We start from the raw sequence: 16,231 nt of genomic DNA, 5'->3' as shown, positions 1-16,231 counted from the left end.
AACAAGGGGCATAAAGGAAGGGGCTCGGACGATCTCTCGTCCGGGCCCCTTCCGCGCTCAGTCGGCCGCGGGCACCGCTACCGCGGCCACTCGAAGCCGCCGTTCCCATTGCCGCCGTTTCCATTGCCGCCGATCACGCCCGGCGGGAGGGAGATGTCCGGCCAGGGGTCGTCCTGGCCGCCGTTCCCGGGCTTCTCACGGCCGGGCTTCTCGCGGCCCGGATTCTTGGGCGGGGTGGGCTTGCGCGCGTTGGGGTCCTTGATCGGCACGCTGACGAAATTCGGCGCGGGCTTGCCGTCCAGCGCGCCGCTCATCGCGTCCTTCCAGATGGGGCCGGGGGTGTCCGCGCCGTAGACCTTCTCGTGGTAGGCACCGCCGATGGTGATGTTCTCCATCTTGAGGTCGCTGGCGCCGGGGCCGCCGCCGACCCACACCGCGCCGGCGAGGTTCGGGGTGTAGCCGACGAACCAGGCGGCCCTGCGCTCATCCGTCGTACCCGTCTTGCCGGCGCTCGCCCGGCTCTGGAGACCGGCCTTCTTGCCGGTGCCGTCCTCGACCACACCGCGCAGCAGGGTGTTGATCGTGTCCGCGGTCTTCTCGGACATCGCGCGCGAGCACTTCGACTGCGGCACCTTCAGCTTCTTGCCGCCGGGGCCGGTGATCGAGTCGATGAAGACCGGGGAGCAGTAGACGCCGCGGTTGGCGAAGGTCGCGTACGCGTTGGCCATGGTCAGCGGGGAGAAGCCCTCGGTGCCGAGGGTGAGGGAGGGCACCTGGTGGTGCTCCTTGCCGTCGGCCCGCTCCACGCCCATCTTGTCGGCCAGCTCGGTCACCGGGCAGACGCCGATGTCGCTGATCATCTGGACGAAGTAGGTGTTGACCGACTTCGCGGTCGCCTCCTTCATCCCGTACGGGCCGCGCTCGGACTCGTTCTCGTTCTCGACCGTCGCGCCCTCGCTGTTGCTCCAGGTGCCCTTGCAGGTGCTGACGGGGCTCGGATACTCCATCTTGTACGGCGAGGAGTAGCTCTTGTACGGCTTCATGCCCCGCTCGAGGGCGGCCGCGGCGGTGATCGGCTTGAACGTGGACCCCACCTGGAAGCCGTAGTTCGAGCCGCCCATGGAGTGGTCCGCGGAGAGGTTGATCTGGGTCTGGTCCTTGCCGAAGCCGTACGGCTTGGACTGGCCCATGCCCAGGACCTTGCCGGTGCCCGGCTCGACGAGCGAGACGGCGGTGGCGGCCTTGTCGGACTGGTAGACGTGGGACTTGATCGACTTCTGGACCGACTCCTGCGCCTGCGGGTCCAGCGTCGTACGGATCGTCAGGCCGCCCTGGTTCCAGCGCTTGGCGCGCGTCGCCGCCGTCTTCCCGAAGACCGGGTCGTTGAGGAAGATCTGGCGGACGTAGTCGCAGTAGAAGCCCGCGCCCTTGACGGCCGTGATGCAGCCGCTGCGGGGCATGCTGACGTCGAGGCCGAGCGGCTTCTTCTTGGCGGCGGCGGCCTGGGCCGGGGTGATGTCCTTCACGTCGGCCATGCGCTGGAGCACGGTGTTGCGGCGGGCCTTCGCGGTGTCCGGGTTGGTGACCGGGTCGTAGCGGCTCGGCGACTGGACGAGACCGGCCAGCAGCGCGGCCTGCTCCACCTTCAGGTCCTTGGCGGGCTTGCTGAAGTAGCGCTGGGAGGCGGCCTCGATGCCGTAGGCCTGCTGCCCGAAGTACGTGATGTTGAGGTAGTTCTCCAGGATCCGCTTCTTGCCCAGTTCCTTCTCGACCTGGATCGCGTACTTCAGTTCCTTGATCTTGCGGCCGATGGACTGCTGGGTGGCCTCGGCGAACTTCTCCTTGCTGTTGCCCGCCTCCTCGACGAAGACGTTCTTCACGTACTGCTGGGTGAGGGTGGAGGCGCCCTGCGAGACCCCGCCGCTCTGCGCGTTCCGGTTGGCGGCGCGCAGGATGCCCTTGAGGTCGACCGCCCCGTGCTCGTAGAAGCGCGCGTCCTCGATCGCGACGATCGCCTTGCGCATGTACGGGGAGACGTCGCCCAGCTTCACGATGGTGCGGTCACGCGAGTAGACCTTCGCGATCTCCCCGCCCTTCGCGTCCAGGATCGTCGTCCGCTCGCTGAGCGGCGGCGTTTTGAGATTGGCCGGAATATCGTCGAATTCCTGGACCGTTTCCTTGGCGGTGAGGCCGAAGGCCCCGACGGCGGGAAGCGCGAGCCCGGCCATCACGGCGCCGGCCAGCGCGCTGACGCCGAGGAACTTGGCGGCCTGTTGAGCGGTGGACAGCCCTCCGCCCGAGCGCGTGTAACCCATAAGAGGCAGCCTACGTGGCGAATCGCCGGACAGGGGACCGCGTGTTCGCATACGCTGTTTCACGCCAGTCACGCATGTGCTGCTGCGCCACATCGCACCGCATCGCACCACATCCCCGCCCTCACTCGAGTGAGTGATGAGACGTGCCCGGATTGTGGCCTCGTGTCATGAGCTGCCCGGCGTTCGCCGGGTGAACTGCCCTGGTTTGCACCAGTAATCGCAAATGTCGTCAGCTCACTCCGTTGGGTGATCTGCCGCGTACCCATAGTCCGTTCGGGCCATCCAAGATTGGGCCCGGAGGGTGTGGTGCGCCCTGCTTGCCTTCCGTAACGTCCTCAACTGGCGACGGTGAATATGCCGTTTGTCGCCGTGGGGGAGCTCCGATTCGGGAGAGGACGGCGCCAGCATGGGCTGGGTAACCGACTGGAGTGCGCAGGCCGCCTGCCGCACTACTGATCCAGATGAACTGTTCGTCCAGGGCGCGGCACAGAACAGGGCCAAAGCGGTCTGCACCGGATGCCCGGTGCGCACCGAGTGCCTTGCGGATGCCTTGGACAACCGTGTCGAGTTTGGTGTGTGGGGAGGGATGACCGAGCGAGAGCGGAGGGCGCTGCTGCGCCGCCGCCCGACGGTGACCTCCTGGCGAAGGCTGCTGGAGACCGCACGCACCGAGTACGAGCGCAGCGCGGGCATTCTGCCCTTCGACGACGAAGAGTACGAGCGCTTCGCTGCCGTCGGATAGCGGTCGGCCGGCAGGCCGGTGCGTGACGACGACGTCGCATCGCATCACAACACAACTTCATCTCACCCACCCCTCGTCACGGGCTTGTTCTCTCATCTGCGTCGGGACGAGGAAGGGTGTTACGACACGAGTACGGCCGCGACGGTGGTCGCGGCCGGTCGTGGCCGGGCGAGGTGGTTCACGGGCATGGGGGCCTGCGGACCTTGGGGCAGCCCGCCACGCCATGGACGACGACGTGCATGGGCGACGACGTGCGGAGCGCGACGGCGCGGACGATTGGGGATCCGCGGCGAGGCGCTGCGACCGTCCCGGCCGTGTGCCGTGCCGGGCGCACCTGCGTAGGACTACGCATGGGGTTACGCCACGGCTTGCGCACGCGCGCCATGCCGCACCCACGCCGGGGCACACCTATGCCGGGTCGCGCCCTGTTGCCATGGAGCACGCCGCGGCTACGCGCCGCCGTGCGTACGCGCGCCCGGGGCGCTCGGGTAGGCGTCAGCCTGTCCTGACGGCGTTCGCGTCGGCCGTCCTCACGGTCATGGGCCGGGCGTCAGCCTGCCGTGCGCTTGGGCCGGTCCGCCGGGGCCGCCGCGAGGCGATCGCCGATCGCCCGCAGCCCTGCCAGGTCGTGTACGTCTCCAGGGAGCGCGGCCACTTGGGCCACCGGAACTTCGGGGTGCAACGCCGTGAAGCGGTCGTGTGTGCGCTGCTCGCGTCCGAGCACCTGCATACGTTCCGCATGCAACCGGAGCAGTCCCGCGGCGAGCCGCTCCGCCGACGTGGGGGAGACGTCGGGGTCCGCTACCGAGGAATTGTCCGCTGCTGAGGCGTTCCGGGCTTGAGCATTCCCTGAGTCGGGATCGACAAATCCGTCGGCACCAAGATTTTCCGCGCCCTCGCCGGGGTTGGCCGGAACGCTACCCTCCCCCGGCGGATCCGGAACGGTGGCGATCTTCAGGGACAGCATCTCCGCCGCAGCCAGGGCCCGTTCCGCCGACAGTTGTTCGGCGCCGCTGCCGTGCACCCGGTTCAGTACGAGACCGGCCAGCGGCATCTGATCCGCGGCCAGCCGCTCCACGAAGTAGGCGGCCTCCCGCAGGGCGTCCCGCTCCGGGGCGGCCACCACCAGGAAGGCCGTACCGGGCGCCTGGAGGAGCCGGTAGGTGGCCTCGGCGCGAGTGCGGAACCCGCCGAACATGGTGTCCATCGCAGCCGCGAACGTTTGCACATCGCGCATCAGCTGCCCGCCGAGGACCTTGCTGACCGTGCCCGTCATCATCGATACGCCCACGTTCAGGAACTTCATCCCGGCCCGGCCGCCGACCTTCGCCGGAGCCATCAGCACCCGGATGAACTTCCCGTCCAGGAACGAGCCGAGCCGCTTCGGGGCGTCCAGGAAGTCCAGCGCCGACCGGCTGGGCGGCGTATCGACGATGATCAGGTCCCATTCCTCGCGGGCCCGCAGCTGGCCGAGCTTCTCCATGGCCATGTACTCCTGCGTGCCCGCGAACCCGGCCGACAGCGATTGGTAGAAGGGATTCGCCAGGATCGCGCGGGCGCGCTCGGGGTCGGCGTGCGCCTCGACGAACTCGTCGAAGGTCCGCTTCATGTCCAGCATCATGGCGTGCAGTTCGCCGCCCGCCTCGTCCCCGACGCCCTCCACCCGCCGCGGGACGTTGTCGAGCGCGTCGATGCCCATGGACTGCGCGAGCCGGCGGGCCGGGTCGATGGTCAGGACGACGACCTTGCGGCCGCGCTCGGCGGCCCGTACGCCCAGGGCGGCGGCCGTGGTGGTCTTGCCCACGCCGCCGGAGCCGCAGCACACCACGATGCGGGTCTGCGGGTCGTCCAGCAGCGCGTCGGTCTCCAGCCGGGGTGCCACGTCCATGCTCATGCCGCCTCCTGCGTACGGCGTGTGCCACTTGTGCCGCTCATGCGGCGTTGACGGCGGTTCGTGCCGTTGGTGCCGCCCGTACGGGGCGCGCCGCCGGGGACGCACGCCGTGCCCGTGCCGCGGGGCGCGCCGCCGGGGGCGCGCGCCGTGCCCGTGCCGCTCACGACGGCCACTGCTTGCGCAGATCCGCCGCCAGCCGGTACAGCCCGGCCAGGTCGACGCCTTCCGTCAGCAGCTCCAGCTCGTGCAGCGGCAGGTCAAGACCGGCCAGCTCGGACCGCTGCGCCCGCTCCAGGGCGACGCGCTCCGCGTGCTCGCGCGCCTGCTCCAGCAGCGGGTCGACCAGCCGCTCGGCGAGGCCACCACGGCGCGCGCCGCCCAGCCCGGCCTGCGAGAGCGCCTTGGCGACGGCCGTGCGGCGGCCGTTGGCGGCGGCGTCGACGGCCTCGTGGTCGAGGATCGCGGGCCGCACCATGTTGACGATGACCGCGCCCGTCGGAAGGCCGTCCGAGCGCAGCTCCGCGATGCCGTCCGCGGTCTCCTGGACCGGCATCTCCTCCAGCAACGTCACCATGTGGACGGCCGTCTGGGGCGACTTCAGGACGCGCATGACGGCCTGGGCCTGGTTGTGTATCGGGCCGGTCCGGGCCAGCCCCGCCACCTCGTGGTTGACGTTCAGGAAGCGGGTGATCCGGCCGGTCGGCGGGGCGTCCATGATCACGGAGTCGTAGGCGAAGCGGCCGTCCTTGCCCTTGCGGCGCACCGCCTCGCACGCCTTGCCGGTCAGGAGCACATCCCGCAGCCCGGGCGCGATCGTGGTCGCGAAGTCGATCGCCCCGAGCTTCTTCAGGGCGCGCCCCGCCGAACCCAGCTTGTAGAACATGTGGAGGTAGTCCAGGAGTGCGAACTCCGGATCGATCGCGAGGGCGTGGACTTCCCCGCCGCCCGGTGCCGTCGCGATCTTGCGTTCTTCATAGGGCAGCGCCTCCGTTTCGAAGAGCTGCGCGATGCCCTGGCGGCCTTCGACCTCGACCAGCAGCGTGCGCCTGCCATCGGCCGCGAGGGCCAGCGCGAGTGCGGCGGCGACCGTGGTCTTGCCGGTTCCGCCCTTGCCACTGACGACATGGAGCCTGCTCACACTGGGGAGCCTAACCAGTCCCCCCACGGCCTACGCACCAGGCCCCGGGAGTGAGGCATTACAGTCGGCTGCATGACGAAGTGGGAATACGCGACCGTGCCGCTGCTCGTACACGCCACGAAGCAGATTCTGGACACCTGGGGCGAGGACGGCTGGGAGCTCGTCCAGGTCGTGCCCGGGCCGAACAACCCCGAGCAGCTGGTGGCCTACCTGAAGCGGGAGAAGGCGTGACCGCCGTCGAGGAGAAGCTCGCCGGGCTCGGTCTGACGCTGCCCGAGGTCGCGGCGCCGCTCGCCAGTTACGTCCCGGCGGTCCGCACCGGGCCGTACGTGTATACCGCGGGCCAGCTGCCGCTGGTCGACGGGAAGCTGGGCGTGACCGGCAAGGTCGGTGCGGAGGTGACGCCGGAGGAGGCCAAGGAGCTGGCGCGCACCTGTGCGCTGAACGCGCTGGCCGCCGTGAAGTCGGTGGTCGGGGACCTCGACAAGGTCGTGCGCGTGGTGAAGGTCGTCGGCTTCGTCGCCTCGGCCCAGGACTTCACCGGGCAGCCGGGCGTCGTCAACGGCGCGAGCGAGCTGCTGGGCGAGGCGCTGGGCGACGCGGGCGTGCACGCGCGCAGCGCGGTCGGCGTGGCGGTGCTGCCGCTGGACGCGCCGGTCGAGGTCGAGATCCAGGTCGAGGTCGCGGACTAGTCGCTGGTCAGGGCCCCTGGCGCGGTCCGGGCCCCGGCCGGGGCCCCTCGAACATCCGCCCGCAAACGCATAGCATCCGGCCATGTCCACTACGAATGGCCAGTGGTATCCACCCGAGTGGCCAGAGCGCATCCGGTCGTTGTCGGCCGGTGAGCTGACGCCGGTGACGCCGCGCCGGGCCGCCACCGTGCTGCTGCTGCGGGACGGACCGGACGGTGCGCCGTGCGGGCAGGACGGGGAGCACGGGGAACAGTTCGGAACCAACGGCGAGGGCGGCGACCGCGGCGGCGATGCGGCCGGGCCCGCCGTGTACATGCTGCGCAGACGCGCCTCCATGGCCTTTGCCGGAGGCGCGTACGCCTATCCGGGTGGCTCGGTGGACCCGCGCGACGAGCGGATGGTCGCCTGGGCCGGGCCCTCGCGCGCCCAGTGGGCGCGGCGGCTGGGTCTCGACGAGAGCGACGCGACGCAGGCGCAGGCCATCGTGTGCGCGGCGGTCCGGGAGACCTTCGAGGAGGCCGGCGTGCTCCTCGCGGGCCCGACCCCGCACACGGTCGTCGCGGACACCACGGGCGACGACTGGGAGACGGACCGGCTGTCGCTGGTCGCCCGGGATCTGTCGTTCGCCGAATTCCTCGACCGGCGGGGGCTGGTGCTCCGTTCGGACCTGCTGGGCGGCTGGGCCCGCTGGATCACGCCGGAGTTCGAACCGCGCCGCTACGACACCTGGTTCTTTGTGGCTGCGCTGCCGCGGGGGCAGCGTACGCGCAACGCCTCCACGGAGGCGGACCGTACGGTCTGGATCCGTCCCGGGGACGCCGCCGACGGCTACGACCGGGGTGAGCTGCTGATGATGCCGCCGACCATCGCGACGCTGCGGCAGCTGCGGCCGTACGGCACGGTCCACGACGCGCTGGTGGCCGCCGTGGACCAGGACCTGACCCCCGTGCTCGCACAGGCCCGGCTGGAGGGCGACGATCTGGTGCTGAGCTGGCCGGGCCACGACGAGTTCACCAAGCACATCCCGGGTACCGCGGGGGAGTCCGGAGCATGACGTACGCAGCCTCCCTGCCCGGGCAGCCGCGCGGGGGCGCGATCGGCGGCCCGGCGACCGACCGCGCCGTGTGCGTCCTGGCGCCGAATCCGTCGCCCATGACGCTGGACGGCACCAACACCTGGATCGTCGCCGAACCGGATTCCGATCTCGCCGTCGTCATCGACCCCGGCCCGCTGGACGACGGCCACCTCCGGAACGTGATCGCGACGGCGGAGCGGGCCGGGAAGCGGATCGGACTGACGCTGCTGACCCACGGCCACCCCGACCACGCGGAGGGCGCGGTCCGCTTCGCCGAGCTGACCCGGACGCGGGTCCGGGCGCTGGACCCTCAGCTGCGGCTGGGCGACGAGGGGCTGGAGCAGGGGGACGTCATAACCACCGGCGGTCTGGAGCTGCGGGTGGTGTCCACGCCCGGCCACACCGCCGACTCGCTGTCCTTCCATCTCCCCGCCGACGCCGCCGTCCTGACGGGCGACACGGTGCTCGGGCGCGGTACGACGGTCGTCGCGCATCCGGACGGGCGGCTCGGCGACTACCTGGACACCCTGCGGCGGCTGCGGTCGCTCACGGTGGACGACGGGGTGGGTACGGTGCTGCCGGGCCACGGCCCGGTGCTGAACGACGCGCAGGGCGTGGTGGAGTACTACCTCGCGCACCGCGCCAACCGCCTCGCGCAGGTGGAGACGGCGGTCGAGAGCGGCCACCGCACGCCCTCGGAGGTCGTGGCGCACGTGTACGCGGACGTGGACCGCTCGCTGTGGCCCGCGGCGGAGCTGTCGGTGCGGGCTCAGCTGGACTATCTGGGTGAGCACGGGCTGATCTGAGAATGCACTGATCCGGGTGTGGTCTGATCCGGGTGTGGGCTGATCCGGGCGTGGTCTGATCCGGGCGTGGTCTGATCCGGTAACGGCGAAGGGCCCCGGCCGGGGATTCCGGCAGGGGCCCTTGCGGCGTCTTGCGTCAGCGGGAGCGCTTGGCCAGCCGCTCGACGTCCAGCAGGATCACGGCGCGCGCCTCCAGCCGCAGCCAGCCGCGGCCCGCGAAGTCGGCGAGCGCCTTGTTGACGGTCTCGCGGGAGGCGCCGACCAGCTGGGCCAGCTCCTCCTGGGTCAGGTCGTGGACGACGTGGATGCCCTCCTCCGACTGCACGCCGAAGCGGCGCGACAGGTCGAGCAGGGCCCGGGCGACCCGGCCGGGCACGTCGGAGAAGACGAGGTCGGACATCTGGTCGTTGGTCTTGCGCAGGCGCCGGGCCACGGCGCGCAGCAGCGCGGAGGCGACCTCGGGGCGGGCGTTGAGCCACGGCTGGAGGTCGCCGTGGCCGAGGCCGAGCAGCTTGACCTCGGTGAGGGCGCTGGCGGTGGCGGTGCGCGGGCCGGGGTCGAAGAGCGACAGCTCGCCGATCAGCTCGCCGGGGCCGAGTACGGCCAGCATGTTTTCGCGGCCGTCGGGAGAGGTGCGGTGGAGCTTCACCTTGCCCTCGGTGACCACGTACAGGCGGTCGCCCGGGTCCCCTTCGTGGAAGAGGGCGTCACCCCGCGCGAGGGTTGCCTCTCCCATGGAGGCGCGCAGCTCAGCGGCCTGCTCGTCATCGAGCGCCGCGAAGAGCGGGGCGCGCCGCAGAACGTCGTCCACGAGTCTCTCCTTGTCGACATGCACAGGGGACCGTCGTCCCCATGATGCCGGACGGTAAAACAGTGCGATCAATCACAAGTTTGACGCACTGGCCTGCCGGACCGTGCGGCAGGGGTCCGATTGGGCACGGTCTCGTCGGTGGCCCGGCCGGATGTCGGTGGCGGGGCTTAGGCTGGCCGGGTGTCCAATACGCCGGTGAGAGCACGGGGCAAGGGGGCCGAACGGGTGACCGCATCTCGTAATTCTGCTGTGGGCGAACAAGCGCGTGCCGAGCCGACGAAAGCGGCGAAGGCGCCCAAATCCGCGCAGCCCGCGAAGACCGCCAAGACCGCAAAATCGGCCAAGCCCGCGAAGCCTTCCCGGCCGGAATCCCAGCTCGCGCTCGTCCGCCGCGCCCGGCGCATCAACCGCGAGCTGGCCGATGTCTACCCGTATGCCCACCCCGAGCTGGATTTCGAGAACCCGTTCCAGCTGCTGGTCGCCACGGTCCTGTCCGCCCAGACCACCGACCTGCGGGTCAACCAGACCACCCCCGCGCTCTTCGCCGCGTACCCGACCCCCGAGGACATGGCGGCCGCCGACCCCGAGGCGCTGGAGCAGCTGATCAGGCCCACCGGCTTCTTCCGCGCCAAGGCCAAGTCCCTGCTGGGCCTCTCCGCCGCGCTGCGCGACCGCTTCGACGGCGAGGTGCCGGGGCGGCTGAAGGACCTGGTCACGCTGCCCGGCGTCGGCCGCAAGACGGCCAATGTGGTCCTCGGTAACGCGTTCGGGGTGCCCGGGCTCACCGTCGACACCCACTTCGGGCGGCTGGTGCGGCGCTGGAAGTGGACCGATCAGGAGGACCCGGAGAAGGTCGAGGCGGAGATCGCCGCGCTCTTCCCGAAGAGCGAGTGGACGATGCTCTCGCACCGCATCATCTTCCACGGCCGCCGCGTCTGCCACGCCCGCAAGCCCGCCTGCGGCGCCTGCCCGATCGCCCCGCTCTGCCCGGCGTACGGGGAGGGCGAGACCGATCCGGACAAGGCGAAGAAGCTGCTGAAGTACGAGATGGGCGGCCAGCCGGGGCAGCGGCTGCGCCCACCCGCCGACTACCCGGGGAGCCCTGCCGCCCCGCTGGGAGCCGCCGGATGACGAGCACGTACGGCGGAGGCGTGGGGGTCAGCTCACAGGGGCTGCCCGAGTGGCTGCTCCCCGTGGCGCGGGCGGCCGAGACGATCGAGCCGCATCAGCTGAGCCGGTTCCTGCCGCCGCCGCAGGGCGGCGGCCGCCCCTCCGCCGTGCTGGTGCTCTTCGGGGAGGGCCCCGGCGGCCCCGAGCTGCTGCTGATGGAACGGTCGGGCTCGCTGCGCTCGCACGCGGGCCAGCCGTCCTTCCCCGGCGGCGCCCTCGACCCCGAGGACGGTGATCCGGGCGGGGTCGGTCCGCTGCATGCGGCGCTGCGCGAGGCCGAGGAGGAGACGGGGCTCGACCCCGCGGGCGTCCAGGTCTTCGCCGTCCTGCCGCGGCTGTACATCCCGGTGAGCGGCTTCGTCGTGACGCCCGTCCTGGGCTGGTGGCGGCGGCCGAGCCCGGTCGGGCCGGTGGACCCCGCCGAGACGGCCCGGGTCTTCACGGTTCCCGTGGCGGATCTCACGGATCCGGCGAACCGGGCGACGACCGTGCACCCCAGCGGTCACCGGGGCCCGGCCTTCCTGGTCGGAGGCGCCCTGGTCTGGGGTTTCACCGCGGGAGTGATCGATCGCATACTGCACTACTCCGGCTGGGAACGACCATGGGACCGGGAGAACCACGTCCCACTCGACTGGCGCGCGTGAGACGGTGTCCCGGTGAATGTGCTGGACATCCTGCTGCTGCTCGCCGCCGTATGGTTCGCGATCATCGGCTATCGCCAGGGCTTCGTCGTCGGCGTGCTGTCGGTGATCGGATTCATCGGCGGTGGCCTGGTCGCGGTCTATCTGCTGCCGGTCATCTGGGACGGCACCACCGACCGGGCATCGCCCGGCACCTTCGGTGCCATCGTGGCGATCGTGCTGGTGATCGTGTGCGCGTCGGTCGGCCAGGCGGCCACGACCCACCTGGGAAACAAGCTGCGCCGGTACATCACCTGGTCACCCGCGCGCGCCCTGGACGCGACCGGCGGCGCGCTGGTGAACGTCCTGGCGATGCTGATGGTCGCCTGGCTGCTCGGCTCCCTGGTGGCGGGGACCTCGCTCCCCACCGTGAGCAAGGAGGTCCGCGAATCCAAGGTGATGTTCGGGGTCTCGCGCGTGGTCCCGGAGCAGGCCAACACCTGGTTCTCCGACTTCTCCACCGTGCTCGCGCAGGGCGGCTTCCCGCAGGTCTTCTCGCCGTTCTCGAACGAGCCGATCACCTCGGTGCCGCAGCCCGACCCGGCGCTCGCGCAGTCCCCGGTGGCCAGCCAGGCCCAGAAGAGCATCGTGAAGGTCGTCGGTACCGCCCCGAGCTGCGGCAAGGTCCTGGAGGGCACCGGCTTCGTCTACGCACAGAACCGGGTCATGACCAACGCCCATGTGGTCGGCGGCGTCGATGACCCGACGGTGCAGATAGGCGGCGAGGGCCGGCTGTACGACGCGAAGGTCGTGCTCTACGACTGGAAGCGCGACATCGCGGTCCTCGATGTGCCCTCGCTGCAAGCCCCCGCGCTCCGGTTCACGGAGGGCGACGCGAACAGCGGCGACGACGCGATCGTGGCCGGGTTCCCGGAGAACGGCGCGTTCGACGTGCGCGCGGCCCGCGTCCGCGGCCGCATCACGGCCAACGGCCCGGACATCTACCACCGCGGCACCGTGCAGCGCGATGTCTACTCGCTGTACGCGACCGTGCGCCAGGGCAACTCCGGCGGCCCGCTGCTCACCCCGCAGGGCAGGGTGTACGGCGTGGTCTTCGCCAAGTCGCTCGACGACGCGGACACGGGGTACGCGCTGACGGCGGACGAGGTGCGCAAGGATGCCGAGAAGGGGCGTACGGCCGATCAGCCGGTGGACAGCCAGGGGTGTGCCCTCTAGCCCGCTTTCCCGGTGTTCCAGGAGCTCTCGGTGATCCCGGTGTGTCGGGCGGTTCCGGTGCTCCTGGCTGACGGAGACGCGAGCCGGTAGGTGTTGCCTACCGGCTGCGTGGATGGCGCAGCCGCGCCGAGACCCAGCGGGCACGGCGCCGGATGATGCGGGGAATCCCGACGATATTGGGGTCATGGCCTTGAACAGGCCCGGAGCCGCTCCGCTCGGAAACGCTCAGTGCGGCATTGGCAGCGGCGGCGGCTTCGGGGCCGCGGCCGCTTGGTGCGTCACGGTAGTCGTGCGTCCAGCCCATACTCCGGACTTTGCCCCTGGCCCAAGGTCGGTAATCGCCGGTGGCTGCGGCAATTGGCCTATGCGCCAGGCAAGTGGCTGTTCGAGAAACACCTGTTCGCACGGGCTGCCTCAGCGGCCGTTTCGGTGCCGTTTCGGCGCCGTTTCGGGGCGCGGTCCGGCGCTCGGTCCGGCCGCTTGGTCCGGCGTTCGGTCCGGAGTCGGCTCAGCGGTCCGGTTCCGGGTCCTTGAGCCAGTTGATCAGCTCCGTGGAGAAGGCGTGCGGATCCTCCTCGTGCGGAAAGTGGCCGAGGCCGTCGAAGAGCCGCCAGCGGTACGGCGCCTCCACGTACTGCCCCGACCCCGCCGCGCTGCGGGTCCGCATCACCGGGTCGAGTGACCCGTGCAGATGCAAGGTCGGCACCCGCACCGGCCGCTTCATCCGGCGGTTGAACTGGATACCGTCCGGCCGCGCCAGCGACCGCACCATCCAGCGGTACGGCTCGATCGAGCAGTGCGCGGTCGACGGGATGGCCATCGCCCGCCGGTAGACGTCCACCACCTCGTCCTCGGGCAGCTGCGGCCCGGACCACTCCCGGATCAGCCGCCCCACGGCCTCCGCGTCGTCCGCGACCAGCTGACGTTCGGGCAGCCACGGCCGCTGGAAGCCCCAGATGTGGGAGCCCGCGGCGCTCTGCCGGACGTCCCCGAGCATCGCCGAGCGCCAGCGCCGCGGATGCGGCATGGAGGTCACCGCGAGCCGCCGCAGCAGCTTCGGCCGCATCACCGCGGCCGTCCACGCCAGGTATCCGCCCAGGTCATGGCCGACCAGGGCGGCGTCCGGCTCACCGAGCGAGCGGATCACACCGGTGATGTCGAGGGCGAGGTTGGCCGGGTCGTACCCCCGCGGCGTACGGTCGCTGCCGCCCACTCCGCGCAGGTCCATCGCGACCGCCCGGTAGCCGGCGTCGGCGAGCGCGGTCAGCTGGTGCCGCCAGGTCCACCAGAACTGCGGAAACCCGTGGAGCAGCAGCACCAGCGGGCCGTCGCCCAGCTCGGCGATGTGGAAGCGCGCGCCGTTGGCCGCGACGTCCCGGTGGGTCCAGGGGCCGTCCAGCCGAACGACCGACGCGGAGATATCAGGGACGCTCATGCCGACGAGCGTGTCACATCCCGTACGGAGCGGCCGCCGTTCCCCGCGGCCCGCGGATGCGGCTTGACGTTCCCGAGGACGGCCGCCGTCTCCTTGGACGAGGCGATGGACCGCTTCGGCGCCTTCACCTTCTTGAACTTCACCAGCGCGACCAGGCCCAGGATTCCGGCGATCAGCCAGTAGATGCCGCCCACGATCAGGAAGCACCAGGCGAGGCCGAGGCCGGTCCAGGAACGCAGCCCATAGGCGAGGGCGAAGCTCAGCACGGGAAGCGAGAAGAGGATCAGCACCCCGGCCGCCACACCGGCGCCGCTGCCGAACGCGGCCTTCTTGGCACCCACCCGGAGCTCGGCCTTGGCCAGCGCGATCTCGTCGTGCATCAGCGCGGACAGCTCGGTGGTCGCCGTGGCCACCAGCTGGCCGAGGCTGCGGTTGCCGCCGTCGTCGGCTGCGCTCATCGCCATCTCCCTCTGCTCTTGTACGTCTTCCGGTCGTCTTCGCGTGTCTTCCGCGCGTGCAGGTCTTCTGCGCTGTTCCGCGGCTTTCAAGCCTCTCAGATCATGGCGTCTCAGATCATGCCGGACCATCGTCGTCCGAGCCGCCCCCGGCGGCCACTTCGGCAAGCCGCCGGTGCTCGGCTGCCTTCGACTCATGGATCGCGGCCATCCGCAGGTGGTATTCGGGGGTGTCGCATTCATAGACGTCGGGAATGCCGTCCATGTCCTCGTCCCGCTCCTCGTCCTGATACAGCCGCTGGTAGCGGTTGTTGCGCAGCTTGAGGAGGATGCCCGCGAGCAGCGCGGCGCACAGCGAGCCGATGAGGACCGCCGACTTCACCTCCTCGGCGAGCGCCGGATCGTCGGGGAAGGCCAGTTCGCCGATGAGGAGCGAGACGGTGAAACCTATGCCGGCGAGCGTCGCGACGGCGAACACGTCCGCCCACGCCAGGTCCTCGTTCAGCTCGGCCCGGGTGAACCGGGCGGAGCACCACGAACCCCCGAAGACCCCGACGACCTTGCCCACCACCAGGCCGAGGACGACGCCGAGCGTCTCGGGGCGGGTGAAGACGCCCGCGACGGCGTCGCCGGATATCGGGACACCGGCGGCGAACAGGGCGAACACCGGCACGGCGAGCCCGGCCGAGAGCGGGCGCACCCGGTGCTCGACGCGCTCGGCGGGGGAACGGTCCTCGCCCTCGCGCACCGTGCAGCGCAGCATCAGGCCCATCGCGACGCCCGCGACGGTGGCATGCACTCCGCTCGCGTGCATCAGCGCCCAGATGACCAGGCCGAGCGGGACGTAGATGTACGCGCCGCGTACGCCCTTGTGGTGCAGCAGCCGGAAGAGGGCGAGCCCGGCGAAGGACAGGCCGAGGGCGATGACGTCGATGTCCTTGGTGAAGAAGATCGCGATGATCAGGATCGCACCGAGGTCGTCGACGACCGCGAGCGTGAGCAGGAACGCGCGCAGGGCGGCGGGCAGCGCGGTGCCGATGACGGCGAGGACGGCGAGCGCGAAGGCGATGTCGGTGGCGGTCGGTACGGCCCAGCCCTTCAGGCCGCCGCCGCCGGTCGCGTTGACGACGACGTAGACGAGCGCGGGGGCGGCCATGCCGCACAGCGCGGCGATCACGGGCAGCGCGGCGGCCTTCGGATCGCGCAGCTCGCCCGCGACCAGCTCGCGCTTCAGCTCGATGCCGGCGACGAAGAAGAAGACGGTGAGCAGGCCGTCCGTGGCCCAGGACTCGACGGACAGATGCAGATGCAGCGCCTGGGGGCCGAAGGAGAAGTCCTTGATGTCGCCGTAGACGCCGCTGAGCGGGGTGTTCGCCAGAATCAGCGCGGCGATCGCGGCGACGAGAAGGATCATGCCGCCGACGGTCTCGGTGCGCAGCGCGTCGGTGATGAACGTCCGCTCGGGGAGCGAAAGGCGGCCGAGGAACGTGCGGCTGGTGGGCGCGGCCACGGGCGGGGCCTCCTGGGTCGTCGGGCGGGTGGGGACACACGTGTGCCGTGTGCCGACCAGACTTCCCGGCGCGCCCTGTGATCTTGACGCGTTGTTAGCGCGTCAGGTTCTCACCTTAACCGGAACAGCCTAGGGGCGCCGCCGCGTGGCGGGAGCCGACGCCTGGCACGGCACCTCGCGGCCCCGCGCTCGTCGCGCGCAGCGCCTCCCCCAGCTACCGCTGGGAGGTGCCCCCTGCGCTCTCCTCACGCGGGTTGCGATGCTCCCCCAGCTACCGCTGGGAGGTGCCCCCTGCGCCCCCAGCTACCGCTGGGAGGTGCCCCCTGACGCCG

The 16,231-nt window shown here is 70.9% G+C and carries 17 protein-coding genes; 8 read left to right on the top strand and 9 right to left on the bottom strand.

The window, feature by feature from the left end; all coding sequences use genetic code 11:
* Window positions 1-77: 77 nt before the first annotated feature.
* Window positions 78-2,315, bottom strand: coding sequence for a transglycosylase domain-containing protein (locus LCH29_RS25385; protein WP_446464030.1), 2,238 nt, complete (start codon window positions 2,313-2,315; stop codon window positions 78-80).
* A 406-nt stretch (window positions 2,316-2,721) separates the two neighbouring features.
* Between LCH29_RS25385 and LCH29_RS25380 the strand changes: the two genes are divergently transcribed.
* Complete coding sequence (locus tag LCH29_RS25380) at window positions 2,722-3,057, top strand: WhiB family transcriptional regulator (RefSeq protein ID WP_030829787.1); 336 nt, start codon at window positions 2,722-2,724, stop codon at window positions 3,055-3,057.
* Window positions 3,058-3,607: 550 nt separating this feature from the next.
* Here the strand turns inward: LCH29_RS25380 and LCH29_RS25375 are convergent.
* Genes LCH29_RS25375 through LCH29_RS25365 form a run of 3 tightly spaced genes read right to left on the bottom strand, consistent with a single transcriptional unit; the run spans window position 3,608 to window position 6,089 of the window.
* On the bottom strand, window positions 3,608-4,951 hold the full coding sequence (locus tag LCH29_RS25375; protein WP_446464029.1) for an ArsA family ATPase: 1,344 nt from the start codon (window positions 4,949-4,951) through the stop codon (window positions 3,608-3,610).
* Entirely contained in the window at window positions 4,948-5,115 is a 168-nt protein-coding gene (locus LCH29_RS25370; RefSeq protein ID WP_446464028.1) for a hypothetical protein, read from the bottom strand. The genes LCH29_RS25375 and LCH29_RS25370 overlap by 4 nt, the downstream gene beginning before the upstream one ends.
* Window positions 5,112-6,089 (bottom strand): ArsA-related P-loop ATPase, encoded by a 978-nt coding sequence (locus tag LCH29_RS25365; protein ID WP_446464027.1) that lies wholly within the window; start codon window positions 6,087-6,089, stop codon window positions 5,112-5,114. Before LCH29_RS25365 ends, LCH29_RS25370 begins: the two co-directional genes overlap by 4 nt.
* A gap of 72 nt (window positions 6,090-6,161) precedes the next feature.
* On the opposite strand from LCH29_RS25365, the gene LCH29_RS25360 reads away from it, so the two are divergent.
* From LCH29_RS25360 to LCH29_RS25345, 4 genes are all read left to right on the top strand, one after another.
* Window positions 6,162-6,320, top strand: coding sequence for a DUF4177 domain-containing protein (locus LCH29_RS25360; protein WP_003967454.1), 159 nt, complete (start codon window positions 6,162-6,164; stop codon window positions 6,318-6,320).
* The gene (locus tag LCH29_RS25355; RefSeq protein ID WP_123098270.1) at window positions 6,317-6,781 is read left to right on the top strand and encodes a RidA family protein; all 465 of its coding nucleotides are present in this window, start codon (window positions 6,317-6,319) and stop codon (window positions 6,779-6,781) included. Before LCH29_RS25360 ends, LCH29_RS25355 begins: the two co-directional genes overlap by 4 nt.
* An 82-nt stretch (window positions 6,782-6,863) precedes the next feature.
* Window positions 6,864-7,835 (top strand): NUDIX hydrolase, encoded by a 972-nt coding sequence (locus LCH29_RS25350; RefSeq protein WP_446464026.1) that lies wholly within the window; start codon window positions 6,864-6,866, stop codon window positions 7,833-7,835.
* Window positions 7,832-8,662: an MBL fold metallo-hydrolase gene (locus tag LCH29_RS25345; RefSeq protein WP_446464025.1), complete on the top strand. Its 831-nt coding sequence runs from the start codon at window positions 7,832-7,834 to the stop codon at window positions 8,660-8,662. The genes LCH29_RS25350 and LCH29_RS25345 overlap by 4 nt, the downstream gene beginning before the upstream one ends.
* A gap of 136 nt (window positions 8,663-8,798) precedes the next feature.
* Here the strand turns inward: LCH29_RS25345 and LCH29_RS25340 are convergent, their stop codons facing one another.
* Entirely contained in the window at window positions 8,799-9,473 is a 675-nt protein-coding gene (locus tag LCH29_RS25340; protein WP_009716739.1) for a Crp/Fnr family transcriptional regulator, read from the bottom strand.
* A gap of 249 nt (window positions 9,474-9,722) precedes the next feature.
* Between LCH29_RS25340 and nth the strand changes: the two genes are divergently transcribed.
* The 3 genes from nth to LCH29_RS25325 are packed head-to-tail and all read left to right on the top strand — an operon-like array spanning window position 9,723 to window position 12,499.
* Entirely contained in the window at window positions 9,723-10,604 is an 882-nt protein-coding gene (gene nth, locus LCH29_RS25335; RefSeq protein ID WP_446464024.1) for an endonuclease III, read from the top strand.
* The gene (locus LCH29_RS25330) at window positions 10,601-11,287 is read left to right on the top strand and encodes an NUDIX hydrolase (RefSeq protein WP_446464023.1); all 687 of its coding nucleotides are present in this window, start codon (window positions 10,601-10,603) and stop codon (window positions 11,285-11,287) included. The genes nth and LCH29_RS25330 overlap by 4 nt, the downstream gene beginning before the upstream one ends.
* A 12-nt stretch (window positions 11,288-11,299) precedes the next feature.
* Window positions 11,300-12,499 (top strand): MarP family serine protease, encoded by a 1,200-nt coding sequence (locus tag LCH29_RS25325; protein WP_446464022.1) that lies wholly within the window; start codon window positions 11,300-11,302, stop codon window positions 12,497-12,499.
* Between the two features lie 97 nt (window positions 12,500-12,596).
* On the opposite strand, the gene LCH29_RS25320 is transcribed toward LCH29_RS25325, so the two are convergent.
* From LCH29_RS25320 to nhaA, 4 genes are all read right to left on the bottom strand, one after another.
* Window positions 12,597-12,803, bottom strand: a complete 207-nt coding sequence (locus LCH29_RS25320) for a hypothetical protein (protein ID WP_446464021.1) — start codon at window positions 12,801-12,803, stop codon at window positions 12,597-12,599.
* A 204-nt stretch (window positions 12,804-13,007) separates the two neighbouring features.
* Complete coding sequence (locus LCH29_RS25315) at window positions 13,008-13,934, bottom strand: alpha/beta fold hydrolase (protein WP_446464020.1); 927 nt, start codon at window positions 13,932-13,934, stop codon at window positions 13,008-13,010.
* The gene (locus tag LCH29_RS25310; protein WP_123098278.1) at window positions 13,931-14,392 is read right to left on the bottom strand and encodes a phage holin family protein; all 462 of its coding nucleotides are present in this window, start codon (window positions 14,390-14,392) and stop codon (window positions 13,931-13,933) included. Before LCH29_RS25310 ends, LCH29_RS25315 begins: the two co-directional genes overlap by 4 nt.
* A 115-nt stretch (window positions 14,393-14,507) precedes the next feature.
* A complete protein-coding gene (nhaA, locus tag LCH29_RS25305) occupies window positions 14,508-15,899 on the bottom strand; it encodes a Na+/H+ antiporter NhaA (protein ID WP_446464019.1) in 1,392 nt (463 codons plus the stop codon).
* Window positions 15,900-16,231: the final 332 nt, after the last annotated feature.

This window comes from Streptomyces sp. BRA346, from assembly GCF_052851135.1.
This window is presented reverse-complemented; position numbering and strand designations above follow the sequence as displayed.